At 68.7% G+C, this 26,971-nt stretch carries 24 protein-coding genes; 5 read left to right on the top strand and 19 right to left on the bottom strand.

The features are described 5' to 3' along the window. Positions 1-9 precede the first annotated feature (9 nt). The 5 genes from AC1DP9_RS10195 to AC1DP9_RS10175 all read right to left on the bottom strand — a co-directional run bounded on the left by AC1DP9_RS10195 (position 10) and on the right by AC1DP9_RS10175 (position 5,585). The gene (locus AC1DP9_RS10195; protein ID WP_092294570.1) at positions 10-459 is read right to left on the bottom strand and encodes a BLUF domain-containing protein; all 450 of its coding nucleotides are present in this window, start codon (positions 457-459) and stop codon (positions 10-12) included. A 10-nt stretch (positions 460-469) separates the two neighbouring features. Beyond that, complete coding sequence (gene folE, locus AC1DP9_RS10190; RefSeq protein WP_092294572.1) at positions 470-1,195, bottom strand: GTP cyclohydrolase I; 726 nt, start codon at positions 1,193-1,195, stop codon at positions 470-472. Between the two features lie 90 nt (positions 1,196-1,285). Next, positions 1,286-2,554, bottom strand: coding sequence for an arsenic transporter (locus AC1DP9_RS10185; RefSeq protein ID WP_477107261.1), 1,269 nt, complete (start codon positions 2,552-2,554; stop codon positions 1,286-1,288). Positions 2,555-2,575: 21 nt separating this feature from the next. Next, positions 2,576-4,648, bottom strand: coding sequence for a penicillin-binding protein 1A (locus AC1DP9_RS10180; protein WP_477107260.1), 2,073 nt, complete (start codon positions 4,646-4,648; stop codon positions 2,576-2,578). A gap of 10 nt (positions 4,649-4,658) precedes the next feature. Next, positions 4,659-5,585 (bottom strand): alpha/beta hydrolase, encoded by a 927-nt coding sequence (locus tag AC1DP9_RS10175; protein ID WP_477107259.1) that lies wholly within the window; start codon positions 5,583-5,585, stop codon positions 4,659-4,661. Between the two features lie 132 nt (positions 5,586-5,717). On the opposite strand from AC1DP9_RS10175, the gene AC1DP9_RS10170 reads away from it, so the two are divergent. Beyond that, on the top strand, positions 5,718-5,951 hold the full coding sequence (locus AC1DP9_RS10170; RefSeq protein WP_092294580.1) for a hypothetical protein: 234 nt from the start codon (positions 5,718-5,720) through the stop codon (positions 5,949-5,951). Positions 5,952-5,965: 14 nt separating this feature from the next. Here AC1DP9_RS10170 and bglX read toward each other — a convergent pair whose 3' ends face one another. Continuing rightward, positions 5,966-8,266 (bottom strand): beta-glucosidase BglX, encoded by a 2,301-nt coding sequence (gene bglX, locus AC1DP9_RS10165; protein ID WP_477107258.1) that lies wholly within the window; start codon positions 8,264-8,266, stop codon positions 5,966-5,968. Positions 8,267-8,539: 273 nt separating this feature from the next. Here bglX and AC1DP9_RS10160 point away from each other — a divergent pair, with 273 nt between their 5' ends. After that, the gene (locus AC1DP9_RS10160) at positions 8,540-10,087 is read left to right on the top strand and encodes a glucan biosynthesis protein G (protein WP_177219914.1); all 1,548 of its coding nucleotides are present in this window, start codon (positions 8,540-8,542) and stop codon (positions 10,085-10,087) included. Between the two features lie 40 nt (positions 10,088-10,127). Here AC1DP9_RS10160 and AC1DP9_RS10155 read toward each other — a convergent pair whose 3' ends face one another. Together AC1DP9_RS10155 and AC1DP9_RS10150 are read right to left on the bottom strand one after the other, a co-directional pair. Then, the gene (locus tag AC1DP9_RS10155) at positions 10,128-10,385 is read right to left on the bottom strand and encodes a DUF3820 family protein (protein WP_092294585.1); all 258 of its coding nucleotides are present in this window, start codon (positions 10,383-10,385) and stop codon (positions 10,128-10,130) included. Positions 10,386-10,436: 51 nt separating this feature from the next. Next, positions 10,437-11,165 (bottom strand): 2OG-Fe(II) oxygenase, encoded by a 729-nt coding sequence (locus AC1DP9_RS10150; RefSeq protein ID WP_477107257.1) that lies wholly within the window; start codon positions 11,163-11,165, stop codon positions 10,437-10,439. Between the two features lie 163 nt (positions 11,166-11,328). Here AC1DP9_RS10150 and AC1DP9_RS10145 point away from each other — a divergent pair, with 163 nt between their 5' ends. Continuing rightward, positions 11,329-11,904, top strand: a complete 576-nt coding sequence (locus tag AC1DP9_RS10145; RefSeq protein WP_255370811.1) for a cupin domain-containing protein — start codon at positions 11,329-11,331, stop codon at positions 11,902-11,904. 5 nt (positions 11,905-11,909) lie between these two features. Here the strand turns inward: AC1DP9_RS10145 and AC1DP9_RS10140 are convergent, their stop codons facing one another. From AC1DP9_RS10140 to AC1DP9_RS10090, 11 genes are all read right to left on the bottom strand, one after another. Then, positions 11,910-12,446 (bottom strand): MarR family winged helix-turn-helix transcriptional regulator, encoded by a 537-nt coding sequence (locus tag AC1DP9_RS10140; protein WP_454757977.1) that lies wholly within the window; start codon positions 12,444-12,446, stop codon positions 11,910-11,912. Between the two features lie 2 nt (positions 12,447-12,448). After that, positions 12,449-12,934, bottom strand: a complete 486-nt coding sequence (locus AC1DP9_RS10135) for a DUF3237 domain-containing protein (RefSeq protein ID WP_477107256.1) — start codon at positions 12,932-12,934, stop codon at positions 12,449-12,451. Further along, positions 12,931-14,067 (bottom strand): ABC transporter substrate-binding protein, encoded by a 1,137-nt coding sequence (locus tag AC1DP9_RS10130; protein WP_477107255.1) that lies wholly within the window; start codon positions 14,065-14,067, stop codon positions 12,931-12,933. Before AC1DP9_RS10130 ends, AC1DP9_RS10135 begins: the two co-directional genes overlap by 4 nt. 30 nt (positions 14,068-14,097) lie before the next feature. After that, positions 14,098-15,378 carry a flavin-dependent oxidoreductase gene (locus tag AC1DP9_RS10125; protein ID WP_441592821.1) on the bottom strand — a complete coding sequence of 427 codons (1,281 nt, stop codon included), beginning with the start codon at positions 15,376-15,378 and terminating at the stop codon, positions 14,098-14,100. 131 nt (positions 15,379-15,509) lie between these two features. Further along, positions 15,510-16,556: a DUF2955 domain-containing protein gene (locus AC1DP9_RS10120; protein WP_477107254.1), complete on the bottom strand. Its 1,047-nt coding sequence runs from the start codon at positions 16,554-16,556 to the stop codon at positions 15,510-15,512. A 16-nt stretch (positions 16,557-16,572) separates the two neighbouring features. Next, a complete protein-coding gene (locus AC1DP9_RS10115) occupies positions 16,573-17,703 on the bottom strand; it encodes an HlyD family secretion protein (protein WP_092294596.1) in 1,131 nt (376 codons plus the stop codon). Beyond that, positions 17,700-19,229: an efflux transporter outer membrane subunit gene (locus AC1DP9_RS10110; RefSeq protein ID WP_477107253.1), complete on the bottom strand. Its 1,530-nt coding sequence runs from the start codon at positions 19,227-19,229 to the stop codon at positions 17,700-17,702. The genes AC1DP9_RS10115 and AC1DP9_RS10110 overlap by 4 nt, the downstream gene beginning before the upstream one ends. Before the next feature lie 17 nt (positions 19,230-19,246). After that, a complete protein-coding gene (locus AC1DP9_RS10105; RefSeq protein WP_477107252.1) occupies positions 19,247-20,416 on the bottom strand; it encodes an AI-2E family transporter in 1,170 nt (389 codons plus the stop codon). A gap of 220 nt (positions 20,417-20,636) precedes the next feature. After that, on the bottom strand, positions 20,637-21,761 hold the full coding sequence (locus tag AC1DP9_RS10100; RefSeq protein WP_477107251.1) for a porin: 1,125 nt from the start codon (positions 21,759-21,761) through the stop codon (positions 20,637-20,639). 46 nt (positions 21,762-21,807) lie between these two features. Then, positions 21,808-22,857, bottom strand: coding sequence for an amidohydrolase family protein (locus AC1DP9_RS10095; RefSeq protein WP_092294604.1), 1,050 nt, complete (start codon positions 22,855-22,857; stop codon positions 21,808-21,810). A gap of 27 nt (positions 22,858-22,884) precedes the next feature. Further along, positions 22,885-24,033 carry a 4-oxalomesaconate tautomerase gene (locus AC1DP9_RS10090; protein WP_477107250.1) on the bottom strand — a complete coding sequence of 383 codons (1,149 nt, stop codon included), beginning with the start codon at positions 24,031-24,033 and terminating at the stop codon, positions 22,885-22,887. Positions 24,034-24,187: 154 nt separating this feature from the next. Between AC1DP9_RS10090 and AC1DP9_RS10085 the strand changes: the two genes are divergently transcribed. Beyond that, the gene (locus AC1DP9_RS10085) at positions 24,188-25,402 is read left to right on the top strand and encodes a LysR family transcriptional regulator (protein WP_477107249.1); all 1,215 of its coding nucleotides are present in this window, start codon (positions 24,188-24,190) and stop codon (positions 25,400-25,402) included. Positions 25,403-25,636: 234 nt separating this feature from the next. Then, entirely contained in the window at positions 25,637-26,965 is a 1,329-nt protein-coding gene (locus AC1DP9_RS10080) for an MFS transporter (RefSeq protein ID WP_477107248.1), read from the top strand. Positions 26,966-26,971 lie beyond the last annotated feature (6 nt).

Here is a 26,971-nt window from a genome sequence, read left to right as displayed (position 1 = left end):
TGACCGACGCTAGGACGTGTGCCGCCCGCGTTCCGGCGCGCGGCCGACAATGGCGGCGCCCGCGATCAACTCCTTCAGCAGCGCCAGCGACGACGCGCCGGGCATCCGGCACGGGTCCAGTTCGCCCTGGGCGGAGTAGCGCAGCAGCGTGGCGGCGTTGATCTTGCTCGCGTTGACGCGGCCCATCGACCAGCCGGCGAAGGCCCGCTCGGCGATTTCCTCGTAGTGCAGCAGCACCACGTCGTGGTGGCGCTTGTCCCGGCCAATGCTGAGGTACAGGCGCGAAACCGCCTCGCGGTCGCCTTCGAGCGCCTGCAGGAACACCCCGTTGCCGTGGCAGAGCACCCCGGTAATGCCATGGCGCAGGTTCTGCGCGAGGCTGGTTTCGAGAATATCGTCCAGCATGGCCGGTTCCATCGGCGCGCTGGCGCGGCTGGCGTAGATCAGGCGGACTAGCATCGGCAAATCCTCAGCGGCGATTCAGGTTGAGCAGCGTCAGGAACTCACGGCGCAGCTTGTCGTCCTTGAGGAACGAGCCGCGCATGACGCTGTTGGTCATCTTGGCGTCGGTGTCGCGCACGCCGCGCCAGTGCATGCAGAAATGCTCGGCCTCCATGACGATGGCCAGGCCGTCGGGGTTCATCTTCTCCTGGAGCAGATCGGCGATCTGCGCCACCGCTTCCTCCTGGATCTGCGGACGGCACATGATCCATTCGGCCATGCGCGCGTACTTGGACAGGCCGATCAGGTTGGAATGGCGGTTCGGCATCACGCCGACCCAGAGACTGCCGATGATCGGGCACAGGTGGTGCGAGCACGCGCTGCGCACGCGGATCGGGCCCACGATCATCAGTTCATTGAGCTGCTCGACGTTCGGAAACTCGGTGACCTCCGGCGCCTTGGCGTAGCGGCCCGCGAAAATCTCCTTCAGGTACATCTTGGCCACGCGGCGCGCGGTCTCGCGCGTGTTGTGATCCTGGTCCACGTCGATGACGAGCGTGCGCAGCACCTCTTCCATGCGCGCCTCGACTTCGGCCTGCAACGCGTCCAGCTCGCCGTGCTCGATAAAGCGGGCGATGTTGTCGTTGGCGTGGAAACGCTCGCCGGCGGCTTGCAGGCGGCCCCGGATGCGTTCCGAGACTGGTGTGGAGGCGGGCGCGGGGAGGGAATCCCCGGAATGATCCTTGTGTGGCATGAGCGGGTGCTGGGGCAGTGGTGCGCGGTGCTTCACTATATGGCAGATGGCAGGGCGCCACAACCGGCCCCGTCCGCGCGGGCAAACCGGCTAGCGCAGCACGGCCAATGCCGGCAGCAGCGCCAGCGGCATGACAAGGGCGCCAGTCTTCAGGAATGTGCCGGCGCCCACGGCATGGCCCTCACGCCGTAGGGCGGTCAGCCACAGCAGCGTGGCCAGCGAGCCGGTGACGGAGAGGTTCGGGCCCAGATCCACGCCGATCAGCACCGCTGCCGTCACGGTGTCCGAGGCGTGGCCGGCCGCCAGCGCCGAGGCCGACAGCAGCCCCGCCGGCAGGTTGTTCACGATATTGCTGATTACGCCCACCACCACGCCGGCCAGCCCGGCGCCGAGCAGGCCGGCCGGGCCACCCTGCGCGGACATCGTGGAAAGATCGCGCACCCAGTGCGCCAGCGTATCGACCAGCCCGGTGCGTTCCAGGCCCGCCACCAGCACGAACAGCCCCGCCACCAGCGGCAGCACGCCCCAGGAAACCTCTTTCAGCGCCGGCACCAGCAGGCGGGGCCGCGTGGCGCAGACGGCGGCCAGCGTGGCCAGCCCGCCGAGGCAACTGGGCCAGCCCAGGTCCTGGCCGCGCAGCGAGGCCACCAGCAGCGCCAGCCCGGTACCGACGATGCCGAGCGTGGTCAGCCATGCCTGCGGCGTCAGCGGCGGCACGGGTACGTCCGAGTCGATGCGTTCCGCCAGCGCATGGCGCTGCGTCCAGTACAGGACGACGAAGGTCATGACGATGGCGACCACGGACGGCAGTGTGAAGCGTGCGAGCCAGCCCGCCAGCGGCGGCATCCGCTCGCCGAACAGCACCAGGTTGGCCGGGTTCGAGATCGGCAGCACGAAGCTCGCCGCGTTGGCGATGAACGCGCAGGCGTAGAGGTAGGGCAGCGGATGCTTGACCCGCGCGGCGCGCGTGGCCGCCAGCACCGCCGGCGTCAGCACCACGGCGGTGGCGTCGTTCGACATGAACACCGTGACCGCCGTGCCGAAGCCGTAGACCAGCACGAACAGCCGGCGCGCCGAGCCCCGCGCGCCGCGCACGGCCAGCGCGGCCCCATGGTCGAACAGGCCGGTCTTGCGGGCCAGTTCCGAGATCAGCATCATCCCGGCCAGGAACAGGTAGACGTCGTTGCCGCGCGCCACGGCGGCCAGCGCCTCGCGCCAGGGCAGCAGGCCCGCCACGCAGAGCAGCAGCGCGCCGGCCATGGCCCAGAAGGCTTCGGGCAGACGGAACGGACGCAGCAGCACGCCGGCGGTGGCCGCCGCGGCCACCGTCCAGATCATCGAGGCATGTTCACCGGGCATGGGAGGGAGCGTGTCGTCGGTTCAGAGCGGCGCGGCGGGGCTGGCCGGGGCAGCGGGCGGCAAATGGGTCGCGGCGGGCGTGGGGCCGGCCGGGCCCGGCGTCACCGGCACGCCGGCATCGGCAGGCAGGTCCGCCACCGCTGGCGGGGGCGGGGGCGGGAAGCCCAGCGCCGCGATGCCGTGCGCGCCGTCCGCGTTCTCGGCATAGGCCCAGTCGCCGTTGAACTTGGCGAGGTCCGCAGGCGGGGGGAAGGGGGCTTCCGGCACGCCGGCCAGCCGGCCTTCCATATAGGCGGCCCAGATCGGCAGCGCCGTGGTGGCGCCGAACTCGTGCCGGCCCAGGCTGTGGTTGTCGTCGAAGCCCATCCACGTCACCGTGACCACGTCGGCCGCATAGCCGGCGAACCAGCCGTCCACGGCATCGTTGGTCGTGCCGGTCTTGCCGGCGATGTCGCCGCGCCGCAGGTAGCGCCGCACGCCGTTGCCGGTGCCGGCATCGACTACGCTCTGCAACAGGCTGTCCATCACGAAAGCGTTGCGCGCGGAAATCACTTGCGGCGGTTCCGCACCTGCATCGCCCGTGCCGGCGGTAAACAGCACGTTGCCTTCGCCATCGGTGATCTTGTCGATCAGGTACGGCTCCACGCGATGGCCGTGGTTGGCAAACACGCCGTAGGCGGCCGCCAGCCGCAGCGGAGAGGTGCTGCCGGTACCCAGCGCCAGCGGCAGGTAGGGCGGCAGCCGCTTGGTGGCGAAGCCGAACTTGCCGGCATGCTCGATGGCGTACGGCACGCCCACGGCCTGCAAGGTGCGGATGGCCGGCAGGTTGCGCGACTCGGCCAGCGCCTGGCGCACCGTGATCGGGCCCACGAAGCGGTTGTCGTCGTTCGACGGCTGCCAGCGCGGATTGTCCAGCGGCGCGTCGTTGATCAGCGTGGCCGGCGAGATGCCGCGCTCCAGCGCCGCGGAATAGATAAAGGGCTTGAAGGTCGAGCCGGGCTGGCGCTGGGCCTGCGTGGCGTGGTTGAAGCGATTGGTGGCGAAGTCCGCGCCGCCGATCATGGCCTCGATGGCGCCGGTGCGGCTGTCCAGCGAGACCAGCGCGGCCTGGGGCAGGGCGGCGTTAGGGGCATCGGCAGGCTTGGCGCCGTGGCGCTTGCCATAGCGCTCCAGGCCGGCCTGCACGGCGTCGTAGGCCAGCGTCTGGCGCATCGACGACACCGTGGTGTAGACATTCAGCCCGCGTGTATAGGCGTCGTCGCCAAAGCGGTCGTGCGCCAGTTGCCGGGCGAGTTCGGCCACGTACTCGGCATGGCCCGCGAAGCGGCCATTGCCGGCGTTGCTGACCACCAGCCGGGCGGCGCGCGCCTCGCGGTATTCATCCTGGTTGATCATGCCGAGCGCCAGCATGCGCCCCAGCACGTACTCCTGCCGACGCTTGGCGCGCGGGAAGTTGACCACTGGATTCATCGTGGAGGGCGCCTTGGGCAGCCCGGCCAGCATCGCGGACTCCGCCAGCGACAACGCCGCGAGCGGCTTGCCGAAGTAGGTCTGCGCGGCACTGCCAAAGCCGTAGGCGTGCTCGCCCAGGTAGACCTGGTTCATGTACAGCTCGAGGATGCGCGCCTTGGGCAGCGTGCGGTCGATCTGCCAGGCCAGCAGGATCTCGTACCACTTGCGGGACAGCGTTTTCTCGCGCGAGAGGTAGAAATTGCGCGCCACCTGCATGGTGATGGTGGAGGCGCCCTGCGCGTAGCCTTCGCCCAGATTGGCCAGCGCGGCGCGGAACAGGCCCGGCACGTCCACGCCCACATGATGGAAGAACTGGTCGTCCTCGGCGGCGAGCAGTGCATTGGACATGCGCTGCGGCACGTGCTCGATCGGGATGAACTCGCGGTGCTCGGTGCCGAACTCGCCGATCAGCACGTCGTCGCTGGTGTAGACACGCAGCGGCACGTCGGGGCGGTAGTCGCGCAAGGCATCGACATTGGGGAGCTGCCGCAGGCTGATGACCGCGGCAAAACCGGCGAGCAACACGCCGCTCGCTGCCAGCGCCGCGGTGACGGCGGCAGCCTTGACTGCAAATCTTTTCATGGCGCGCATTCTACCGTGCTGCAGGTAGCGGCAACGCCACTCCGGTATCTGAATGATCGATGGGTGGCACCTTATCCACACGGACGGTCGGTCGTTCGTGTGGATGATGGGGCACTTGTTGCGCGAATTCGCAGAGGGCCTGCCACGTCTCGGGCCGTTCGACGATGGTGAAGTGGTCCACGCCGGGAATGGTCTGGAGCGAAACCGGCCCCGGCCAGGCCGCCATCAGCCGTTCCGAGCACTCGTGCGGGACCACGTCGTCCGTCTCGGCCAGCAGCACCTTGGTGCTCTGCACGACCTTCTTGCAGTGCGAAATCGAGTCGAAATGGTGACGCATGAGCTGGCGCAGCGGCACCAGGGGAAAGCGCTTGCGGACGATTTCCAGCAGCGAGTCGTAGGGGGTGATCAGCTGCAGGCTTTCGAAATCCTGCAGATCGGCGAGCTGGATGGCCACCCCGGTCCCGAGCGAGCGCCCCACCACGTGCACGCGCACGCCGGGAAAGGCGCGGCGGATATGGAGCAGGAACTGGCTGGCATCGGCCACGGCGGCGGCCTCTGAAGGCATGCCGTCAGAATGGCCCAGGCCGCGATAGTCGAATGTGGCGAAGCCCATGCCCGGCGCCAGCCACTTCACGTATTGCAGGGTTTCCAGCACGTCCTCGCCACGGCCCGGCAGGTAAAACAGCAGGTCCCGCACGCCTTCGTGGTCCGCGTGGTAGACGTAGCCCCGGAACAGGCCGCCCGGCACGGTGTGCGAATAGGCGACGATGCCTTCGGGCAGGTCGCGCGGCGGGCGCCGGCGGGCATCGAACAGCAGCTTTTCCTGGTTCACGGCCAGGTAGGTCCAGTAGCAGACAAAGCCGCCGGCGGTCAGCAGCGTGGCGGCGACCGAGCGGCGGAGCAGCGTGGTGAGGCGGGGGGCGTCAAGGTCAGACATGGGGCGATGGGGCAGGCGCGGCGGCAGGTGGCGACGAAGCTACCTGATTTTGAGGGATGAGGGCGTTCGACCGCCAGAGGCGTCGCCGAGTTCTTGTACGATACGCCTCACAAACATGGAAGGAACCTTGGCATGAACGACGAACAGAAGCGCGCGGAAGAAAACGAGGCGATGGAACGCGTGGTCAACGCCACGCGCCAGGTACAGGTGGCGTTTGCCGCGCTGCAGAGCCAGTATCCGCCGCAGGGCAGCGGCAAGCCGTCGAAGATGGCGCTCCAGACCTTCGACGCCGCGCTCCAGGCGCTCGAAGACGCACAGGCCGGCTTCGACGATCTGCTGAACGAACTGCTCGACGGCAACCGCTGACTCCCTGTCACGCGTCATCTACGTTGCAGCGTGAACCGCTGCTGCCGCACCGAGGCCGAATCCAGGCCGACCTGCACGTTGAAATCGCCCGGCTCGGCCACGTACTCCAGCTTGCCGTTGTAGAAGCGCAGCTTGTCTTCGCCGATCGGGAAGCTCACCACGCGGGACTCGCCGGGCTTGAGCATCACCTTGCGGAAGTCCTTCAGCTCCTTCACCGGCCGCACCACCGAGGCGGTCACGTCCTGGATATAGAGCTGCACCACGGTCTCGCCTTCGCGCGTGCCGGTGTTCTTCACCGTCACGCTGGCGGTGATCTGGCCGTTGCGCGGCAGCGCCTGGCCCGAGAGCGCCACGTCGGAGAGACTGAACGTGGTGTAGCTCAGGCCATAGCCGAACGGATACAGCGGGCCGGATTCCTCCTCGAAGTACTGGGAGGTGTAGTTCGGCGGCTTGCCCGGCGTGAACGGCCGTCCAATGCGCAGGTGGTTGTAGTACGTGGGAATCTGGCCGAGCGAGCGCGGGAACGAGATCGGCAGCTTGCCGGACGGGTTTTCGTCGCCAAACAGCACATCGGCGATGGCGTGGCCGCCCTCGGTGCCCGGATACCAGGCTTCCAGCAGCGCGTCGGCGTTGTCGCGCTCCCAGTTGATGGTCAGCGGGCGGCCGTTCATCAGCACCACCACCAGCGGCTTGCCGGTGGTGCGCAGCGCCCGCAGCAGCGTCTGCTGGCTGCCCGGCAGGGACAGCGTGGTGCGGCTGGAGGCCTCGTGCGACATCCCGCGCGACTCGCCCACGGCCACCACGATGGTATCGGCCTGCCGCGCCGTCTCCACGGCCTCGGCAATCATCTCGCCCGGGGAGCGCTTGTCCTGCACCACCTCGGGGTTGTCCCAGTTCAGGAAGTTCAGGTAGCCGACCACGCGTTCGTCGTCGGTCATGTTGGCGCCGCGCGCGTACCGCACCTGGCCGCTTCCGGCCAGCGCGTCGCGCATGCCCTGCAGCAGCGTCACGGACTGGGTGGCCTTGCCTGCTGCCGACCAGCTACCCATGATGTCGATGGGCGCGTCAGCCAGCGGGCCGATCACGGCCACCGTGCCGCCCTTCTTCAGCGGCAGCGTCTGGTTGCGGTTTTCCAGCAGCACGAGCGACTTGCGCGCCGCGGTGCGGGCCTCCGCGCGGTGCAGGCGGCTCTCGGCGTTCACGTCGGCCGGGTCCTGCGCCGCCGTGCCGATGCGGCGATACGGGTCCTGGAACAGGCCCATGTCGTACTTGGCGCCCAGCACCTCGCGCACGGCCTCGTCGATCAGCCGCACCGGCACCTCGCCTGTCTTCACGAGGTCGGGCAACTGCTCCAGGTAGCGCGAATCCGCCATGCTCATGTCCACGCCGGCCTCGATGGCGAGGCGGGCGGCCTGGCGGCCGTTGTCGGCCACGCCGTGGCGCAGCAACTCGTCGATGGCGCCGTGGTCGCTCACGGTCACGCCCTTGAAGCCCCATTCCTTGCGGAGGAGGTCGCGCAGCAGCCATTTGTTCGACGTGGCCGGCACGCCGTTCACCGAGTTCAGCGCGATCATCACCCCGCCGGCACCCGCATCCAGCCCGGCGCGGTAGGGCGGCAGGTAGTCCTGGTACATACGCTGCGGGCTCATGTCCACGGTGTTGTAATCGCGCCCGCCCTCCACGGCGCCATACAGCGCGAAGTGCTTGACGAAGGCCATCACGCTGTCCGGGTTGGCCGGCGTGGCGCCCTGGAAGCCGCGCACGCTGGCGCGCGCGCATTGGGAGACGAGGTACGGGTCTTCGCCAAAGCCCTCGGAGGTGCGCCCCCAGCGCGGATCGCGGGAGATATCGACCATCGGCGCGAAGGTGGCATCCAGGCCGTCGGCGCTGGCTTCCTTGCCCGAGATGCGCGCGGCCTGCTCGACCACGGCCATGTCCCAGCTCGATGCCAGGCCGAGGCTGATCGGGAACACGGTGCGATGGCCGTGCACCACGTCATAGGCGAAGAAAATGGGAATCTTCAGGCGGCTCTGCTGCGCGGCGGCGTCCTGGAGCGGGCGGTTGTCGGCGCGGGTCACCGAGTTGAAGGTGCCCCCCACGCGGCCGGCGGCGATTTCCTTGATCAACTGCGGCTGCGGCATGTCCTGGCCGATGCTGATGAGCCGCAGCTGGCCGATCTTCTCCTCCAGGGTCATCTTGCCGATCAGGTCGGCGATGAACGCGTTCTTGTCGCCGGCGGCGGCCGGTGCGGCGCCGGCCAGCGCCGGCGTACAAACCAGGCTGGCCGCAAGGGCCAGCGTCGAAAGCAATCGCATGTGGTGAGTCTTCCCCAATGAGCCAGGCTCGCAATCATGCCCCGAAGTGCCCTGAAAGTGTGCACAAGGGTGCAGGAAGCGGCGCCGGCCGGCTGTCGTCCAACGTCTGATCGGCACGTCGGGCGAAATCGGTTATTTTTGTGGACTGCGTCGGCAGTTTACCCAAATGGGACGGCAACTTTGCCTCCCGGGCGCTGTCAGCCTGTTTTCGATTCGATTTTTCTGGAGGGATTCGTGGTTCTTGCCGTCTTTGCCGCGTCATTACGTAACAAGATGCAACTTGCCTTGCCGGCCATCGCGCTCGCGGGCGCGTTCGTGGCCAGCACGCCAGCCGCCGCCTTCTCGCTCGACGACGTGACCACCCGCGCCAGATCGATGGCGGACCAGCCTTATGTGGCCCCGGTCAGCAACCTGCCGCCGGCCTTCTCGAAGATGCAGTTTGCCGACTACATCAAGATCCAGCCGAAGATGGATGCGGTGGAGTGGAAGGACCAGCCCACGCCGTACCGGCTGGGCTTCTACCATCAGGGCATGCACTTCAGCACGCCGGTCAAGATCAACGAGATCGTCGGCAGGAACGTGCAGGAGATCCGCTACTCGCCCACCCGTTTCGATTTCGGCGACCTCAAGCTCGACAAGGCCGCGACCAACAACCTCGGCTACGCGGGTTTCCGCGTGCTGTACCCGCTGAACCGGCCAGACAAGCTCGATGAAGTGATGAGCATCCTGGGCGCGAGCTACTTCCGCGTGATCGGCAAGGGCCAGGTCTACGGGCTCTCCGCGCGCGGGCTGGCGATCGATACCGGCCTGCCGGTGGCCGAGGAGTTCCCGGCCTTCCGCGAATTCTGGATCGAGCGGCCTACGGCGCCGGGCAAGCCGCTGGTGTTCTTCGCGTTGATGGATTCCCAGCGCGCCACGGGCGCCTACCGCTTCGAGCTGATGCCGGGCACGGACGCAACGCTGAAGGTCCAGGCGCGCGTGTTCATGCGCGGCGCGGTGACCAAGCTCGGCATTGCGCCGCTGACCAGCATGTTCCTGTTCGGCCCGAACCAGCAGCGCGACGCCAACAACTTCCGCCCGGCGCTGCATGACTCGAACGGGCTCTCCATCCACACCGGCGACGGCGAATGGCTGTGGCGCCCGCTGAACAACCCCAAGCATCTGGCGATCAGCACCTTCCAGGTGAACAACCCGCGTGGGTTCGGCCTGATGCAGCGCGGCCGCGAGTTCTCGGCCTACGAGGACCTCAAGGACCGCTACGACCTGCGCCCGAGCGCGTGGATCGAGCCGCAGGGCGACTGGGGCCGCGGCAAGGTCGAGCTGGTGGAGATTCCCACGCCGGACGAGACCAACGACAACATCGTCGCGTTCTGGACGCCTGACCAGCTGCCGCCGAAGGGCCAGCCGATCAGGGCCGACTACACCATGCACTGGACCATGGACGAGCGCGCGATGGTCGACAAGGACCTCGCCTGGGTCAAGCAGACGCTGCGCAGCGCGGGCGAGATCATGCAGGCCAACCTGATCCGCCATCTGGATGGCAGTCTGGGCTTCGTGGTCGACTTCGAGGGCGGCGCACTGGCCAAGCTGCCGCCGAACGCGCCGGTGCGCGCGTCGTTCAGCGTCAGCGACAACGCCGAGGTCATCGAGAACATCCTGCAGCCGAACCCGGTGACCAAGGGCTACCGGGTGACGCTGCGGATCAAGGTCAAGGACCCGAAGAAGGTGGTGGAGATGCGCGAGGCGCTGGTTTCCGGCGACAAGGTGCTCAGCGAGACGTGGAGCTACCAACTGCCGCCGGATTCGATGCCGGCCAACTGATCACGGATCGCCGTACGGCGATGCACCCGAGCGGGCCGCCTTAGCGCGGCCCGTTTTTCTTGGGGAGGGGGATGCGCCCGGCGCCCTCTCGCAGCGGCTTGAGCAGGTCCGACAGCCCGTTGTGGTCGAGTTCGTGCATCAGCGCCAGCAGGCGGCCAATCTCGCCGGGCGGGAAGCCCTCGCGCGCGAACCAGTTCAGGTAGTTGCCGGGCAGGTCGGCAATCAGCGTGCCCTTGTGCTTGCCAAACGGCATGGTGCGCGTGACGAGCAGGCGCAGGGCTTCGGCGTCGGGAAGCATGGGCGGCTATCGGTTGGGTCGGGAAAGCGGGCATTGTAGCGCCGCCGCCGGTCACTCGGCGTCGTGGAAGATGATGCCGAGCGTGTGGCGCATGCCCGAGCGCAGGCGGCTCACGCCGTGACGCATGTTCACCCTGTAGGGCCCGCGCGTGCCCTGCACGGGCCGCTGGCTGACCGCGAAGACCACCGCGTCGCCCTGCGCCAGCGCCACCACTTCCGCGCGCGACTGCATGCGCGGGCGCTGCTCCGTCATCACGAACTCGCCGCCGGTGAAGCCGGTGCCGGGCGCCGACAGCAGGATCGCCACCTGGAGCGGGAACACCTGTGCGCCGTACAGGTCCTGGTGCAGGCAGTTGTAGTCCCCCTCGCCATAGGCCAGCAGCAGCGGCGTGGGCCGGCGCTGGCCGGCGCGGTGGCACGCGTCGAGGAAGGCGGCGTGCTCGGGCGGAAATTGCCGTTCGATGCCCATGGCCGCGTGCCAGCGGTTGGCTACGGGCACCAGATGCGGATAGAGCGCCGTGCGCAGCCCTTCGACCAGCGGCGGCAGCGGGTAGCGGAAGTACTTGTACTCGCCCCGCCCGAAGCCGTGCCGGCCCATGACGATGTGCGACCGGTACAGGGCGTCGTCGCCGTAGCGCGTGGCCAGCGCGTCGCACTCGGCGGGTGTGAGCAGGCCGGGGATGGTTGCGCAGCCCTGCGCGTCGAGGTCTTGCGTGATGGCGTCCCAGTCGAGCGCGCTCACGCGCTGCGCCGGATCGTGCTGGTAGGAAGATGTCCGCATCCGCATACCTTAAGCCACCGGCGGGCGCCGCGCTCGCCGGATTCGGACCCCCGTTCCAAACTGTTGTTCCAAATGTCACCGATGGTGCGGCCCCGCACGGAGCGCGGGTGTCACGCTGGCTTATCTTTCGTCGGTCAGCAACCTCAAACAGGAATGATTGCCGATGAAAGACGAGCATATGGCGGCCCACGGAGCTGACCAGGCACCTGCATCCATTCGCGAAACCGGGGCCTTCAGCAAGGCCAGTGCCCTCCCGATGAAGCCCTGCGAGATCCAGCCCGGCTGGGTGCGCAGCGGCCAACCCGTGACGCACTACAGCGAGCATTCGACCGCGGCGGATGAACTTGCCTGGACCTCTGTGTGGGACTGCACACAAGGCGCCTTCGAGTGGCACTACGCGCTCGACGAGATCGTCTACATCCTCGAAGGCGAGACCCGCGTGACGGATGCCCACGGACGCACCCACACGCTGCGGGCTGGCTCGATTGGATACTTTCCGGCGCATACCACGTGGTACTGGGAGGTAGACCAGTACGTACGCAAGGTGGCGATCTGCCGGCGCGAGGTGCCTGTCGGCCTGCGCCTGGCCACGCGCTTGCTGGCGCGGATCAATCTCGATGGGCGGCTGCTGCGCCGCCTGCGCGCCAGGGGCCAGGTCACCGGCGCCATCACGCGCAAGCGCGCGGCGGCGTTGATGCTGATGCTGGCGGCGGCTGTCGGGGCCATCGCGGCCACGTAAGACGGCTAGGGTTCGCCCGGCGCCAGCTTGTCCAGCAGGCGCAGCAGCGTCTGCCGCTCTGCCTCGGAGAGCTGCGCGCCGATGCGGGCGTCGTGGTCGCAGACCGCCTCGGTCACGGCGGCCAGCGTCTGGCGGCCCGTGGCCGTCAGCGCCAGCGCGTACGCACGCCGGTCCGTGGGCGAAGGCTCGCGCGCGACCAGCTGCATGGCTTCGAGCGCATCGAACAGCATCACCGCCCCGGAGCGGGCGATGCCGAGGATGCGCGCGAGGTCCGTCAGCCGCACGCCAGGATTCCGCGCGATGATCTGCAACGCCGAGAAACGCGGCGGCGTGATCTGCCACGCGGCAAGAGAGCGGACGAAATCCTCGTAGATGCGGATCTGCGCGCGGCGGATGGCGTAGCCGGTCAGCGTGTCCAGCACGCCGTAGTCCACGTCAGGCAGATGGGGGTTGAAGTGCCCCTCGCCGTCTGCGCCCTCGCCGAGGGCCGGATCCGGCGCCAGCGGCTCGCGCGTCGTCCTCGTCTTACCTGTTGCCGCCATCGTCAGCGCACGACGAAATAGCGCAGCACCACGCGGTCCGGGTAGCGCGCCCCGGTGGCCACGAAGGTGTGGCGCATCAGCCAGAGGTAGGCGGATGCGGCGGTCTCGAAGCGTGGTGCGGTGCGGAAATAGAGGCGGGACGGGTCCACCGTGCCGCCCGCGTTGAGCTGGGCGATATCGGCCTCCGTGCCGCTGCGCACGCCGGCGTTGACGATATAGATCAGTGCGCCGTCGTCAGTTTCCAGCACATAGCGCGCCTCGATGTCGGCCGTGCTCCAGCCGTCGCCGCTGCCGTGGCGAATCAGCTGGAAGTCCGCGCCGCCGGGCAGGATGCGGCCATTGAGCAACGGCCCGGACGCCGTGCCGGACAGGATCGGGATCACGCGGCGCTGGCCGAGCGGCCCCGCGCCGAGGTCCGTGGCGGGTGCCACGGCGATCTCGAAGTCCGCCACTAGTTCCAGCGCCGGCGTGGGCAGGGCGAGCGTCATTTCAGCAGCTTCCAGTTGCCGTTGTCGATGGTCAGCATCACCCGGCCGCGATTGTCGAAGCCGAAATGGTCCTGCGCCGTGTAGTTCAGTACGCCGTGGGAGACGACGATGTCGCGCTCGCTTTCCAGGGCGTCGCGCAGCGCCTTGCGGAACTCGGGCGTGCCCGGCTTGGCGTGCTTGAGCGCCACTGGCACGATGCGCTGCAGCACCAGCCCCGCGTCATACGGATGGGCGCCGAACTGCGTGCGGGTTTCCGGCCCGTACTGCTTCTCGTAGCGCGTGACGTAGTCGAGGCCCGGTTTGCGCGGCGCGCTGTCCGCCGGCAGCTGCTCGGCCACGATCACCGGCCCCGCCGGCAGGATCGCCCCGTTGACAGCCTTGCCGCCGATGCGGATCAGGTCGCGCGTGGCCGCGCCGTGCGTCTGGTAGACCGGGCCGGTGTAGCCGCGCTCGCGTAGCGTGGTGTGCGGCAGCGCCGCGCCGGTGCCGGCGCCGGCAATCAGCATCGCGTCAGGCTTGGCAGCCATCATCTTGAGCACCTGGGCGGTCACGCTGGTGTCGGAGCGCGCGTAGCGCTCGGTGGCCAGGATGCGGATGCCCTTGGCCGACGCGGCGCTGGTGAACTCCTTGAGCCACGTTTCGCCGTAGGCGTCGGCAAAGCCGATAAAGGCGACGCTCTTGACGCCATTGGCCTGCGCCCGGGCGGCCACTGCGTCGGCCATCAGTTTCACGGGCTGGGCCAGCCGGTAGGTCCACGCGCCACGCCCGGGCTTCAGTTCGATGGGCGAGAAGGCGAGCTGCACGGTCTGGCTTTCGTCCGCCACTTCCGAGATAGCGATGGACGGCGCCACCGACGACGAGCCGAGGATGATGTCGACCTTGTCCTCGGTCACAAAGCGCCGCGCCACCTTGGTGCCCTGCGTGGGGTCCGAGGCGTCGTCCATGAGGATGTAGCGGATCTTCTCGCCGCCGATGGTCTCGGGCAGGAACGGCATGGTGTTCTTCTGCGGAATGCCGAGCGAGGCGGACGGGCCGGTCGAGGAAATGCTGACGCCGACGGTGACCTCGGCATGGGCGAGGCCGGCGGCCAGCAGCAGGGCCGGCAGGGTGAATCGAATGGATTGCGGCTTCATGTTGTCTCCCTATTGTGTTGTTATGAGATCTCAGGCGCGCGGGGCGTCGGCCTGGAGTTGCTGCTGGCCGAAGCCGGCCAGGTTCTTGTAGCGCTGGGCGATGGCCTCCAGCTCGGCGCGCGGAATCACCGCATCGATCTGGGAAAACCCCTGCGGCGCGCGCTCCTCGGCCATCTGCATGACCTGCTCGGGGCCGTTCATCCGGTTGCGCAGCACGATGCCGGCGGTGCGCGGCAGCCGTTCCGCCTCGTACTCGCGCAGCGCGTAGTCCAGGTCGGCGTGGCCGAGCAGGCAGTCGGTCAGGTAGCGGGCATCGACAATCGCCTGGGCGCTGCCGTTGGAGCCGATCGGGTACATCGGATGCGCCGCATCACCCAGCAGCGTCACGCGGCCGAAGGTCCAGCGCGGCAGGCAGTCCTTGTCCACCATCGGGAACTCGTAGATGGCCGGCGCGCCGTCGATCAGCGCGGGAATGTCGATCCAGTCCCAGCGCCAGTCGGCAAAGGCGTCGCGGAACACGGATTTGTCCACCTCGCGGTTCCAGTCGCTGCGCGGCGGCTCGTCCGGGTAGCTGTCCGGCACGCGCAGCTCGGCAATCCAGTTGATCAGCGAGCGGCCCTGCCGGTGCAGCGGTGCGGAGATCGGATAGGCGACGAACTTCTGGTCCTGATGGCCGGCCATGAACATCGAACGGCCGTCGAGGTAGGGCGCGGCCTCGGTGGTGGCGCGCCAGAGCAGGCGGCGGGAGAAGCGCGGTGCGTCGCCGGTCGGATAGAAGTGCCGGCGCACGGCCGAGTGGATGCCGTCGGCGCCCACCAGCACGTCGGCGTCGGCCTCGACGGTGGCGCCGTCGCTGCGGCGCCGCAGCACGAAGCGCGCGCGCTCGCCCGCCTTGCCGCCGCCCACCGAGGCGATGGATTCGATCGCATGGCCGGTATGGACCCGGTCCGCGCCCAGCCGCTGCACCGCCGTCTCGTACAGCAACATCTGGAACTGCCCGCGATGCACCGAGAACTGCGGCCAGGCATAGCCAGCGGCCATGCCGCGCGGCTCGTGCCAGATCTGCTGCCCGAGCTTGTTGTAGTAGGAAAGGGAGGATGTCTCGATGGCGATCTCGGCCAGCGCGTCCTGCAGCCCCAGCGCGGCGAGTTCCCGCACCGCATGCGGCAGCAGGTTGATGCCGACGCCAAGCGGGCGGATCTGCTCGCTGGCTTCCCAGACTTCCACATCCATGCCGTGCCGATGGCAGAGCAAGGCGAGCGTCAGCCCGCCAATGCCGCCGCCGGCGATGGCGATCTTCGGGGTCTTCATGGTCTCCTCCGCGGCCTTTTGTCCGGCCCTTTGTCCGGGCGTGGCGCGCCGGTGGCCGTTATCTGCGATGCCGAAATTGTTATGGAGTATAACTAAATGGCTCGCAAGTCCGGGTGCCAGATCGCCCGTGTTTACCCGGGTGGCGGCGTGGCGGAGGGGTGCGCCTCGGCCTGCGCCCAGCGGCTGCGTTCGAGCCAGTAGACCATCAGCCAGGCATAGAGCGTGATGCCGATGAACAGCGCCATCCGCACGGCAAAGGCCGTGTAGACGTCCTTGCCGGCGGCGCTGTCCTGGATCGACTGGCCCAGCAGGATGATCAGCGTCACGAGGGTGTTGAGCCAGAACCCTGGCGTCAGCCGCGTGGGGCTGAGCCGGTAGAGCTTGCGCGCCAGCAGCAGCGCGAACAGCAGCATCCACAGGAAGAGCATCCACAGGTGCACGAACAGGCTCAGCGCGCACCAGAACAGGATGGCCAGCACGCCGCCGAGCAGCGTGGAGCCGAGCAGTTCGCGCCCGGCGTCGCGCGCGGTGGTCGTGCAGGTCTGCCGGCCCAGGCTCACGGCCTTCATCAGCACCGGGGTATAGCCAGACGGATCGGTCAGTGCCAGCAGGAACGCGGGCATCACCACCAGCGCGGCGCGCAGGGCAATCCACGTGGCCTGTAGTTCGGGCAGCGCAGCGGGCTTGGGCGCCGCCGCGCCGCCGGCCTCCGGAAACAGCCAGTGGCAGAGCGCCAGCACCGCCACCGCCATCAGCATGCCCTTGGCCAGCGCGCTGACCACCTCCAGCGCCAGGCTGAACTCGAATACGCCGGCGGAGGGAATCAAGGTGAGGCCGACGGCGAGGAAGGTCCCCACGAGGTTGCTCCCGCCGCGCAGGCCATAGCGGAAGGTGACGAACAGCCCCAGCGCGACCACCAGCACGCCGCTGAACGGCGCGTACTGCAACAGGGGAATCAGCAGCAGGCCCACGCCGGTGGTCAGCATGACCAGTAGCGTCAGCGCCACGCCGGCCTTCCAGGACAGCGGCTGGTTGACCATCGCCAGCAGGAAGGCGCACAGCACGGGCGCGAGCATCGGCACGGGCAGCGCCAGCCCGAAGCTGATCGCCATGCACAGCGCCGTGCCGAACGCCAGCCGGATGGGACGTTGCTGCCGGGGTGGGCGGGCGAGAGGCATGGCGGCGCGTGGGCGATCAATAGATGTAGGACAGCCAGCTCATCACGTAGAGGAACGCGCGGCCCAGCGGATTGAGCGGATTGCCCTGCGTGGGGAAGGCCATGACTTCGGCCTGGCCGCCGATGCGGATGCCGGTCAGTCCACGCAGCTCGGCCGTATCCAGTTCGATGACCACCGGGAAGCGCTGCGCCGGACGCAGCCAGTCGCGGCTGTTCTGCACCGTGGGCAGGGTGCCGGGCGGGGCGGGCTGCCCGACACTGACGCCATAGCCGACGCTGCGCACGCGGCCTTCGAAGATGCGCCCCGGCAGGGCGTCGAGCACCACGGACACCGGCGTGCCGGGCTGCACATGGCCGAGGTTGTTCTCGGTCATCTCGGCCGTGACCCAGATGTCGTGGATCGTGATCAGCGTCATCACCGGGTTGCCGGCGGCGGCGAACTGGCCGGTATCGGTGCGCAGGTCCGTCACCAGCCCGGCGGAACGCGCGCGCACCTGGGTGTTCGACAGGTCGAGTTCGGCCTTCTCCACCGCGCCCGCCGCGCTGCGCAGCTTGGCGTTGTCTTCCGCGCTGCCGCCTTCCTGCTCGATGGCGCGCTGCACCTCGGCGCGGGACGCCGCCACCTTGCTGGTGGCCTGTTCCAGATCGGCACGGGCGATTTCGAGCCGGCGCAGCGAGATGGTGCCGGCGTCCTCCCGATAGAGCCGTTCGAGCCGGTCGCTGTCCTGCCGCGCCTTGACCTCCAGCGCCTGCGCGGCGCGCAGCGAGGCGCGCGCCGATTCGATGCCGGCCGTGCTGGCCCCGATCTGCCGGCGCGTGGCCTCCAGGTCCGCACGGGCGCGGTCCACGGCAATCCGATATTGCCCCGGGTCCACCTCGAACAGCATGGCGCCGGCCTGCACGTCCTGGTTGTTGCGCACATGCACGCGCGTGACGCGGCCGGACACCTCCGAGGCCACCGGCACGATGAACGCCTGGATCCGCGCCTGCTGGGTGTAGGGAGTGAGCCGGTCGGCGAGCAGGTACCAGACCAGGCTGATCACGATCAGCACGACGACCCAGCGGATGCCCTTGCGCGCCGGATCGGCGGGCGGAGGCGGAGCGGTTGGCGAGGTCGGCGGGGGTGGGGCCTGCGTGGTGTCTGTCATGGGGCGGCACCGGTGGGTACGCGGCGCGGTTCGTCGAGCAGCACGCCCCAGTCGGTGCGCTGCTGCATCTGGGTGCGCGTGGCGGCGTCCACGAGCATCTGGTCCGTGTGCCAGCCGCCGCCGAGCGCCTTGTACAGCGCGATCAGGTTCGACACGGCGCTGCCGCGGTTGACCAGATAGGTGTCCTGCTGGGCCGACAGCGCGCGCTGCGCGTCAAGCACGCGCTGGAAATCGGAATAGCCCTCGCGGTACAGCGCATTGGCCAGCGTCAGCGAGCGCCGCGCCGAAATGGCCGCATCGCGCAGGATCACGTCCCGCTCGAACGCCTTGATCAGCCCGCTCGCCGCGTCGTCGGCCTCGCGCGCGGCCTGCCGCACGCTCTCCTGGTAGGCCACGATCAGTTGCTGGAGCCGCGCGTCCTGCATCCGCACGTTGTTGCGGATGCGTCCGTAGTCGAATACGTTCCAGCGCAGGCTCGGCCCACCCAGCAGCGTGAAGTTGTTGGGCGTGCCGCCGAGCGTGCTGGCGGACCAGCCGATGCTGCCGATCAGCGTCAGCGACGGATAGAGATCCGCCAGCGCCACGCCGATCAGCGCCGACTGCGCGGCGATCTGCCATTCGGCGGCGCGCACGTCGGGCCGGCGCAGCAGCAGGTTGGCGGGCACGTCCTGCAGCACGGCACGGCCGATCAGCGGCAGTTCGCCCTCATGCGCGGCCAGCTCCGGCAGGTTCGGCAGCGTGCCGGGCGGGCGGCCGATCAGCACGGCCAGCGCGTTGCGCGTGCGCAGGATCTGGCCTTCGAATTCGGGGATGGTGCTCAGGGTGCCGAGGTACTGGGTGCGCGCCTGCTGCAGGTCCAGTTCGTCGGTCTGGCCGCTGCGGAACAGCTTCTCGGTGATCTCGAAGCTGCGATGCTGCAGCGCCGCGTTGTCCCGCGCGATGCGCAGGCGCGCTTCGGCCGTGCGCAGCGCGTAGTAGGTCTCGGCCATCTGCGCGTGGAGCAGGACCAGCACATCGTCACGATTGGCCTGCGCGGCGAAGTAGGCGGCATCGGCGGACTCGATGGCGCGCGCGAAGCGTCCCCAGAAGTCCAGTTCCCAGCCGATATCGAAGTTGGCGCTGTACTGCCAGAAGCGGCTGTTGGCGGGATTTCGGCCGCCGGACTGGCGGCGGTCCGTGTACAGCACGTCGGCGCCCACCTGCTGCACCTGCGGAAAGCGGCCAGCCTGCGCGATGCCAAGCTGGGCGCGCGCCTCCAGCACGCGCAGGCCGGCAATCTGAAGCCCGGCATTGTGGGCATCGGCCTCGGCCATAAGCCGTTCGAGCGCCGGGTCGGCAAAGACCTGCCACCACTCGCGGAGGTCAGGCTGCGCGCCGGTTTCCGTGACCGTGTCGATGGCCTCGCTGCGCCAAGTCGCGGTCCAGTCCTCGCGCTGCGGCGTCATGTCGGCGCCCAGCCGCGCGCAGCCGTGCACGCAACAGACGCCAAGCAGCACCAGATGCCTTGTGCGGAGCGGGCCGGGCATGGACGCGCACGTCCGCGTCAGGCCCGCGGGATCTCTACGGGGGCAACGGTGGGTGTGCCAGGTGCGCCGGGCAGGGGCGCGCCGGACACCACCTCGATGGCCACGGGCTCGCTGGCCACGGGCGGCTCTTCCACCCACAGCCAGAACAGCCGATAGCCCACGGATAGCATCACGGGGCCGATGAACAGGCCGATGACGCCTCCGGTGACCATGCCGCCCAGGGCGCCGATCAGCACCACGGGCATCGGCACATCCACGCCACGCCCGAGCATCAGTGGCTTGAGCACGTTGTCGGCCAGCCCGGCGATGAACTCGTAGATCGCGAAGGTAATGGTCGCCACGTTCGGCCCTTCCTTGTAGAGCACGTAGGCGATCACGGGCAGGGTGATCAGCGTGGCCGGCAGCTGCATGATGCCCAGGAGCAGCACCACCAGCGCCAGCACCCCGGCGCCCGGCACGCCCTTCATGATGAAGCCGATGCCGATCAGCAGCATCTGGATGAAGGCGATGCCCACCACGCCCTGCGCCACGGCGCGGATGGTGGCGGTGCACAGCGCGGCGATGCGCGGCCCGCGGTCAACCCCGAAGATGCGCGAGGCGATCTGCTCCGAGCTGCGGTGTCCTGTCTCGCCATAGGCCATGATCACGCCGGCAATGATCAGCGCGAAGATGAACACCAGCATGGCCACACCCAGCCCGGCCAGCTTGCCCAGCAGCAGCAGGCTCGTGTCGCGCAACTCGGGCAGGAACTTCTGCACCAGGCTGGTCATGTCGGTGGCGGCCTGCATCCAGACATCGTGCAGGCGCTGACCGATCAGCGGCCAGCCGGCCACGAAGTCCGGCGGCTGCGGAATGCGCATGTTGCCGCCGCGCACGGCGTTCATGGCCTCCTCCGCTGACTGGAGCAGCGCGATCCCGAGCAGGTAGGCCGGCACCATGATCAACGCCAGCGAGAGCAGGACGATGAGCGTGGCCGCACGGCCGCTGCGGTTGCCCATGCGGGCGCGTAGCCGGACGTGTAGCGGATAGATCGTGATGGCGAGGATGACCGACCACAGGACGAGGTCGAGGAAGGGGTAGAAGATCCGGAAGCAGAACACCGAGAGCACGGCGATCAGGCCGGCCCGTATCAGCACGTCGAGCATGCCGCGGGAGAGCATCCGTTCCGAGAGGGGCGTAGGCAGCATCGTTGGTCTCCTGACAGGCCGCCGAGTGCAGTCTAGACCAGCGATCCGGCAGGTACAACCAGTGCGTCATCCTCCGCGAAAACAGTCACATCGGCCCGCCAAAGTATTCATTGGCTTTTTGCTGCACTTTGGCCTGGACCAGGCTACGGCACCCCGCCCAAGGGGGCGGGGCCCGCATGCCGCTACCACTGTCGCTGCTATTTGCTACCGCTCTTGCACATCAGAATGTGTGCTTGACCCCCACCATTGCCCCGAGCTGGTTGCCGCCCGCCACCGGGTTGGCCCCGGTAGACGCGCTGTCGACGGACAGCGACAGCGAACCATGATTGTCGATATAGCCGCCCGTGGCATAGACGGACGTGCGCTTGGAGAACGCGTAACTGGCGCGCAGCGCGCCCAGCCAGGCCTTGTCGTTACTGTGGCGGTACTGGAGATAGTAGCCCTCCGCCGCCAGCGTGACGGCCGGTGCGATGTCGTACGCCACGCCCGCGTAGAACAGGTTGCTGCGCAGGGCGGCCAGCGCCTCGTTGCGGCGGCCGATCCAGCCGAGGCCGGCCTTGGCCTTGCCGACCAGCATGTAGCCGCCTAGCGAGAGGCGGTCGTCCTTGAGGCCGCTCGAGGTCAGCCCGGCAAAGGCGCCGGGGCCGCCGCGCAGGGAATCGTATGCGGCGTGCACCGACCACCAGTTGGTCTCGTACATCAGCAGCGCCGACCATTCGCGGCACGCCTTGCTGTCCGCCGCGTTCTCGCCGGCGCAGTTGGCGCCGGAGGGGCTCGGGCCGGCGTTCACCGTATCGCGCCCGAAACTGTAGGTGGCGCCCACCGTGAAGCCGCCGAACTTGCCCTTGTAGGCGATCGAATTATCGGCGCGCGTGTTGGGGAGGTAGTTGTCGAGCGAGCTGGAGCCGTAGGCGTTCGGTCCGAGGATGTCCGAGTCCAGCGTGGCCCAGAACAGCATGGTGTACTGGCGGCCGAAGCTGACCTGCCCCCAGTTGCTGGAGAGACCCACCCACGCCTGCCGGCCGAACAGGCGGCCGCCCTGGTTGGAGGTGCCGCTGTCCGGCGCGAAGCCGGACTCCAGCACGAAGTTGGCCTTCATGCCGCTGCCGAGGTCCTCCGTGCCGCGCAGGCCCCAGCGGGACGGCACCGTGCCGCTCAGGTTGGCCATCTTGACGACGGAGTTGCCGGCCGCGCCGACGTGGTTGATGTACTCGACCCCGGTGTCGACCACCCCGTACAAGGTGACGGATTGTGCACTCGTCACCGCCGGCACGCCGGCCGCCAGCGCAAGCGCCGCTGCCGCCGTTCCTCGTTTTCCCAGTTTTCCCAGTTTTCCCAGTTTCATGCATCTCCTCCTTATGGTTTTTTTAAGGCTCGTGTGAAAGATCGTTCTAGCTGGCCGTGCGCTGCTCCCTGGCCTGCTCTTTGGCCTTGAGTTGGGCATCCAGCCGCCCGTAGACCCGCCGCGCGTTGCCTTCGTAGATCAGCTGGCGCTCGGCGTCGGTCAGCGCGGCCTGGTCGATGTAGCGGCGCGTGTCGTCGTAGTAGTGGCCGGTCTCCGGATCGATGCCGCGCACGGCGCCGATCATCTCGGAGGCAAACAGCACGTTCTCGACCGGCATCACCCGCGTCAGCAGGTCGATGCCGGGCTGGTGGTAGACGCAGGTATCGAAGAACACGTTGTTGAGCAGGTGCTCGCGCAGCGGTGGCAGCTTCATCTCCTGCGCCAGCCCCCGGAAGCGCCCCCAGTGGTAGGGCACCGCGCCGCCGCCGTGCGGAATCACGAACTTCAGGGTCGGGAAGCGCCGGAACAGGTCGCTGGTCAGCACCTGCATGAAGGCCGTGGTGTCGGCGTTGAGGTAGTGCGCGCCGGTGGTGTGGAAGCAGGCGTTGCAGCTCGTGCTGACGTGGATCATCGCCGGCAGGTCGTACTCGACCAGCTTCTCGTAGATCGGGAACCAGTACGGGTCCGACAGCGGCGGCGAGGTCCAGTGGCCGCCCGAGGGATCCGGGTTCAGGTTCACGCCGACGAAGTTGTAGTCGCGCACGCAGCGTTCCAGCTCGGGAATGCAGGTGGCGATGTCCACGCCCGGCGACTGCGGCAGCATGGCCGCGCCGACGAAGTGATCGGGAAACAGCTGGCTGACCCGGTAACAGAGCGTGTTGCAGATGGCCGCCCAGGTGGCGCTGGTCTCGAAGGTACCGATGTGGTGCGCCATGAACGAGGCGCGCGGGGAGAAGATCGTCAGGTCCAAGCCGCGCTCGCGCATCAGCCGCAGCTGATTCTGGGCGATGGCCTCGGCCAGTTCGTCGTCGCTGATGTGCAGGGCGTCCGGCGAGGGCGCCAGCGCCGGCGCGGTCAGGCTGGCGATCTGGCGCTGGCGCCAGGCTTCGAGGGCTTTGGGTGCCGTGGTGAAATGGCCGTGGCAGTCGATGATCATGCGTTACAGGTCCAGTCAGGAATCCAGTCAGGGGAGGGGCCACGCGCTGGCGGGAATCAACACCTCGCCGCGCATGATGGGACGCGCGGTACGCACCAGCGCGCTTCTGACGATCGACCCCGGGCGTGCCGGGTCGGTCTCGAGTTCTACGGTGAATTCGCCGGTCGGGTGCGCCACGCTGATGGTGTGGACCGGCCCGGCGCCGCGCAGCACGGCTACGCCCGCCGCGACGGTGCCCGGCAGCACGCAGGCGGTGCCGACAGTGATCGCGGCCAGCACGCCAATCGCCTCGTGGCAGACGCGGGGGATAAAGCAGCGCGTGGCGATGCTCGCGGCGGCGTCGCGCGGTGGCGCGATCAGGCACATCTTCGGATAGCTCTTGGCCGACACGTCCCCCAGGCCCATCATCTCGCCGGCCACCAGCCGCAGCGCCTCGATCACCGCCTTGAGCGCGCTGTCGGCGTTCAGTTCGGCAACGGACTCGTAGGCGGTGCGCTGGAGATCGGCGGCGCGCAGCAGCACCATCGGCATGCCGTTGTCGATCAGCGTGGCGGCCACGCGAAGCGGCTCGCCGGTCTGCGGGTCGCGGATGGCGAGGGTGTCGATGGCGTTGCCGGTGGGCAGCAGCGCGCTGCACACCGAGCCGGCCGTGTCGAGGAAGTCGATCACGATGGGCGCGGCGGTGCCCGGCACACCATCGATATGGGCGTCGCCGGCATAGCGCGGCCTGCGGCCGGGCGTCTGCATGGTGATGTCGCACAGCATGCCGGTGTTGCGCGTCAGCACACGCGCGCGGGTCACGTCGCCTTCGGCGGCCAGCAGGCCGCTCTCCAGCGCGAACGGGAGCACCGCCGCGAGCATGTTGCCGCAGTTCGGCGTGGTGTCCACGGTGTCGTTGGCCGGCTGCAACTGGGCGAACGTGAAATCGAGGTCGGCCTGGCCGGGCTTGCCGCGCGTGACGATGCCGGCCTTGCTGGTCAGCGGATGTGCGCCGCCCAAGCCGTCGATCTGGCGCGGGTCGGGGCTGCCCATGGCGGCCAGCAGGGCGCGGTTGCGCGCGGCGATGTCGGCCGGCAGGTCGCTGGCGAGGAAGAACGGGCCGCGCGAGGTGCCGCCCCGCATCAGCATGCAGGGCACGGCGCGCAGATCCGAATCCAGGGTGAAAGCGTGCGTCATGGGCGGCGGGTTTCCGGGTACGACAAGGTGCAGCGAGTATCGGCGCGCACCCGGCGGGCTTGGTTGCGATGTCGCATGACAACTGTTCTAATCTGCTTATCGCGCCGGGCGCCACCCGGCCAACCGCCCCAGCCCTCCGCCCCGATCCGCCCCCATGCTCTCCACCGATACCGTCAGCCTGCATCACCTCCACGTCTTCGCCGGAGTCGCGGCGGCAGGGGGCGTGCGCCGTTCGTCGGAATCGCTGCACCGGGCCTCGTCGGCCATCGCCCGCTCCGTGGCCGCGCTGGAATCGGCGCTGGGCGTGGCGCTGTTCGAGCGCAAGGGGCGCGGCATGCTGCTGACGCGGGCGGGGGAGATCGTGCTGGTGCGGGCGCAGCATATCGAGGCCGCGCTGCGCGAGGTGCGGGACGACGCCATGCGCATGCGGGGCCGGCAGGGCGCCCCCGTGGCCAGCCTGGAAGCGCTGCACAATGAACGGCGCCTGGAGGTGGCCGCGCTGCTGGCGGAGGTGCACCACATGCCCAGCGTGGCGGCGGCCATCGGGGTGTCGCAGTCGGCGGTGAGCCAGGCGATTGCCCGGCTTGAGGACGCGCTGGGCCAGCAGATCTTCACGCGCACGGCGCGCGGCATGGTGCCGACCGACCACGGCGCGCGCTGGGTGGTGCGCTTCGAGCGCGCGCTGGCCGATCTGCGCCATATCCGCGCGGACATGGCGGCGCTGCAGGGCGTGCTGGAAGGCGCGGTGACCATCGGCGCGCTGCCGCTGGGGCGGACCCAACTGCTGCCGATGGCGATTGCAGAGGTCCACGGGCGGCATCCGAAGCTGCGCTTCCAGTCGCTGGAAAGCCCCTATGAGGAGCTGACGGCCGGCCTGCTCAGCGGCCGCATCGATTTCATCCTCGGCGCGCTGCGTCCGGACCCGTCGCAGGGGCTGGCCACGGAAGTGCTGTTCGAGGATCGCATCTCGCTGATCGCGCGCGCCGCGCATCCGCTGGCCAGCCGCAAGCGGCTTTCGCTCGACGATCTGGCGCCGTACCCGTGGGTGGTCTCGCGCGGCGGCTCGCCCTCGCGCCAGGCGCTGGACGACGTCTTCGCCGCCCACGGCCACCCCCTGCCGCAGCCGCTGGTGGAAACCGGCGACCTCGCCCTGGTGCGCGGCCTGCTGCTGCGTGGCGACATGATCACCGCGCTGTCCGCGCTCCAGTTGCACTACGAGATCGACGCCGGCTGGCTGCGCGTGCTGGACCTGCCGATGCCGGGCACCTCCCGGAACATCGGCATCACCACGCGGATGGGGGCGCGGCTCTCGCCTGGCGCCGACGCGCTGATCGCCCAGCTGCGGGCGTCCAGCGCCGTCTGGCGCTGAGGCGCCCGGCACACCCCTGGCACCTCGCCCGCCAACATCAGGGTTTCCCACCCCCCCGTTTTCCCGTCCCGATAAGCAAACGGCAACGCGGCCCAAGTCAGAAAGCAATACTGCCCGGCCGCCCCAAACGTAGACTGCCGTTGCCGTGAGCCGCTGCGTCACGGCGGGCCGCGCCCGCGGCGATTAGACATCTCGATAACAAGAACCGCTGAGCGGTTTGCTGCAGGAGACGGCATGACAACCAGACAACGGCTCGATATCCGGGCCCATATCAACGAGCGAAAAATGTCGGGGTACCAGTGGCTGCTGCTGGTGCTGTGCTTCATGATCGTGGCCACCGATGGCATGGACGTGGCCATCATGGGCTTCCTGGCCCCGGACATCACCCGGGAGTGGGGCATCTCCAAGGCCGCCTTCGGCATGGTGATGAGCGCCGCCCCGATCGGCCTGGCCATCGGCGCGCTGCTGGTGGGGCCGATGTCGGACCGCTTCGGCCGCAAGAAGCTGCTGATTGGCTCCATCGCGCTGTTCGGCACCTTCAACCTGCTGAGCGGCTTTGCCGACAGCGTGGCGATGCTGTCCTTCCTGCGCTTCCTGACCGGCCTGGGCCTGGGCGCCGCCATGCCGAGCACCACCACGCTGCTCTCCGAGTACGTGCCGGAGCGCTCGCGCAGCATGCTGCTGGCCACCATGTTCACGGGCTTCAACCTCGGCTCGGCGCTGGTGGGCTTCGGCGCCGCCGCGCTGCTGCCGCACTACGGCTGGCGCGCGGTGCTGATGGTGGGCGGCGCGATTCCGCTGGCCTGCCTGCCGATCTACCTGCTGCTGATTCCGGAGTCGGCGCGCTTCATGGTCGTGAAGAACATGTCGCCGGAGCGGATTGCGCGCACGCTGCGCCGCGTCTGCGGCAGCACCATCGCCCCGGACACGACGTTCACCATCAGCGAGGTCCAGGTCTCGGGCAAGCAGCCGGTGCGCACGCTGCTCTCCAACGCGTTCCGTGGCATGACGCTGTCGCTGTGGATCACCTACTTCATGGGCCTGCTGGTGATCTACCTGCTGAGCGGCTGGCTGCCCACGCTGATCAAGGACGCCGGCCTGCCGATCGACCGTGCCGCCAACCTCACCGCGCTGTTCCAGCTCGGCGGCACCGTTGGCGCGCTGGTGGTGGGCTTCCTGATGGACCGCATCACGCCGAGCCGCGTGATCGGCACCGCCTACGTGCTGGGCGCCGTGTTCATCCTGATGCTGGCCTCCGGCTCGGTGACCTCGGCCATGTTCGCGTTCTACGTGCTGATGGCCGGCTTCTGCATGAGCGGCGCGCAGACCGGCCTGAACGCCTTCGCCCCGTCCTGCTACCCGACCCCGGTGCGGGCAACCGGCGTAAGCTGGATGCTCGGTATCGGCCGCTTCGGCAGCATCACCGGCTCCATGGCGGGCGGCGTGCTGCTGTCCATGGGCTGGGGCTTCAGCGCGGTGATCGCCATCCTGGCGATTCCCGCCACCATGGCGGCGATCTCCATTGTTTCCACCAAGGCGCAGCCTCGCGCCGTGACTGCCTGACAGCTT

The organism is Cupriavidus sp. 01L43 (genome assembly GCF_056399925.1).
Note: the sequence above shows the minus strand (reverse complement) of the source record. Positions and strands in the feature narration are given on the sequence as shown.

What these genes read in the sequence shown, in the direction of transcription:
- AC1DP9_RS10140 (WP_454757977.1), bottom strand. Translation starts at nt 12,446, where the DNA reads ATGGCGGCAACAGGTAAGACGAGGACGACGCGCGAGCCGCTGGCGCCG.
- AC1DP9_RS10115 (WP_092294596.1), bottom strand. Translation starts at nt 17,703, where the DNA reads ATGACAGACACCACGCAGGCCCCACCCCCGCCGACCTCGCCAACCGCT.
- AC1DP9_RS10145 (WP_255370811.1), top strand. Translation starts at nt 11,329, where the DNA reads ATGAAAGACGAGCATATGGCGGCCCACGGAGCTGACCAGGCACCTGCA.
- AC1DP9_RS10195 (WP_092294570.1), bottom strand. Translation starts at nt 459, where the DNA reads ATGCTAGTCCGCCTGATCTACGCCAGCCGCGCCAGCGCGCCGATGGAA.
- AC1DP9_RS10130 (WP_477107255.1), bottom strand. Translation starts at nt 14,067, where the DNA reads ATGAAGCCGCAATCCATTCGATTCACCCTGCCGGCCCTGCTGCTGGCC.
- folE (WP_092294572.1), bottom strand. Translation starts at nt 1,195, where the DNA reads ATGCCACACAAGGATCATTCCGGGGATTCCCTCCCCGCGCCCGCCTCC.
- AC1DP9_RS10105 (WP_477107252.1), bottom strand. Translation starts at nt 20,416, where the DNA reads ATGCTGCCTACGCCCCTCTCGGAACGGATGCTCTCCCGCGGCATGCTC.
- AC1DP9_RS10180 (WP_477107260.1), bottom strand. Translation starts at nt 4,648, where the DNA reads ATGAAAAGATTTGCAGTCAAGGCTGCCGCCGTCACCGCGGCGCTGGCA.
- AC1DP9_RS10185 (WP_477107261.1), bottom strand. Translation starts at nt 2,554, where the DNA reads ATGCCCGGTGAACATGCCTCGATGATCTGGACGGTGGCCGCGGCGGCC.
- AC1DP9_RS10085 (WP_477107249.1), top strand. Translation starts at nt 24,188, where the DNA reads ATGCTCTCCACCGATACCGTCAGCCTGCATCACCTCCACGTCTTCGCC.
- AC1DP9_RS10125 (WP_441592821.1), bottom strand. Translation starts at nt 15,378, where the DNA reads ATGAAGACCCCGAAGATCGCCATCGCCGGCGGCGGCATTGGCGGGCTG.
- AC1DP9_RS10170 (WP_092294580.1), top strand. Translation starts at nt 5,718, where the DNA reads ATGAACGACGAACAGAAGCGCGCGGAAGAAAACGAGGCGATGGAACGC.
- AC1DP9_RS10100 (WP_477107251.1), bottom strand. Translation starts at nt 21,761, where the DNA reads ATGAAACTGGGAAAACTGGGAAAACTGGGAAAACGAGGAACGGCGGCA.
- AC1DP9_RS10135 (WP_477107256.1), bottom strand. Translation starts at nt 12,934, where the DNA reads ATGACGCTCGCCCTGCCCACGCCGGCGCTGGAACTAGTGGCGGACTTC.
- AC1DP9_RS10175 (WP_477107259.1), bottom strand. Translation starts at nt 5,585, where the DNA reads ATGTCTGACCTTGACGCCCCCCGCCTCACCACGCTGCTCCGCCGCTCG.
- AC1DP9_RS10095 (WP_092294604.1), bottom strand. Translation starts at nt 22,857, where the DNA reads ATGATCATCGACTGCCACGGCCATTTCACCACGGCACCCAAAGCCCTC.
- AC1DP9_RS10080 (WP_477107248.1), top strand. Translation starts at nt 25,637, where the DNA reads ATGACAACCAGACAACGGCTCGATATCCGGGCCCATATCAACGAGCGA.
- AC1DP9_RS10155 (WP_092294585.1), bottom strand. Translation starts at nt 10,385, where the DNA reads ATGCTTCCCGACGCCGAAGCCCTGCGCCTGCTCGTCACGCGCACCATG.
- AC1DP9_RS10090 (WP_477107250.1), bottom strand. Translation starts at nt 24,033, where the DNA reads ATGACGCACGCTTTCACCCTGGATTCGGATCTGCGCGCCGTGCCCTGC.
- AC1DP9_RS10150 (WP_477107257.1), bottom strand. Translation starts at nt 11,165, where the DNA reads ATGCGGACATCTTCCTACCAGCACGATCCGGCGCAGCGCGTGAGCGCG.
- AC1DP9_RS10120 (WP_477107254.1), bottom strand. Translation starts at nt 16,556, where the DNA reads ATGCCTCTCGCCCGCCCACCCCGGCAGCAACGTCCCATCCGGCTGGCG.
- AC1DP9_RS10160 (WP_177219914.1), top strand. Translation starts at nt 8,540, where the DNA reads ATGCAACTTGCCTTGCCGGCCATCGCGCTCGCGGGCGCGTTCGTGGCC.
- AC1DP9_RS10110 (WP_477107253.1), bottom strand. Translation starts at nt 19,229, where the DNA reads ATGCCCGGCCCGCTCCGCACAAGGCATCTGGTGCTGCTTGGCGTCTGT.
- bglX (WP_477107258.1), bottom strand. Translation starts at nt 8,266, where the DNA reads ATGCGATTGCTTTCGACGCTGGCCCTTGCGGCCAGCCTGGTTTGTACG.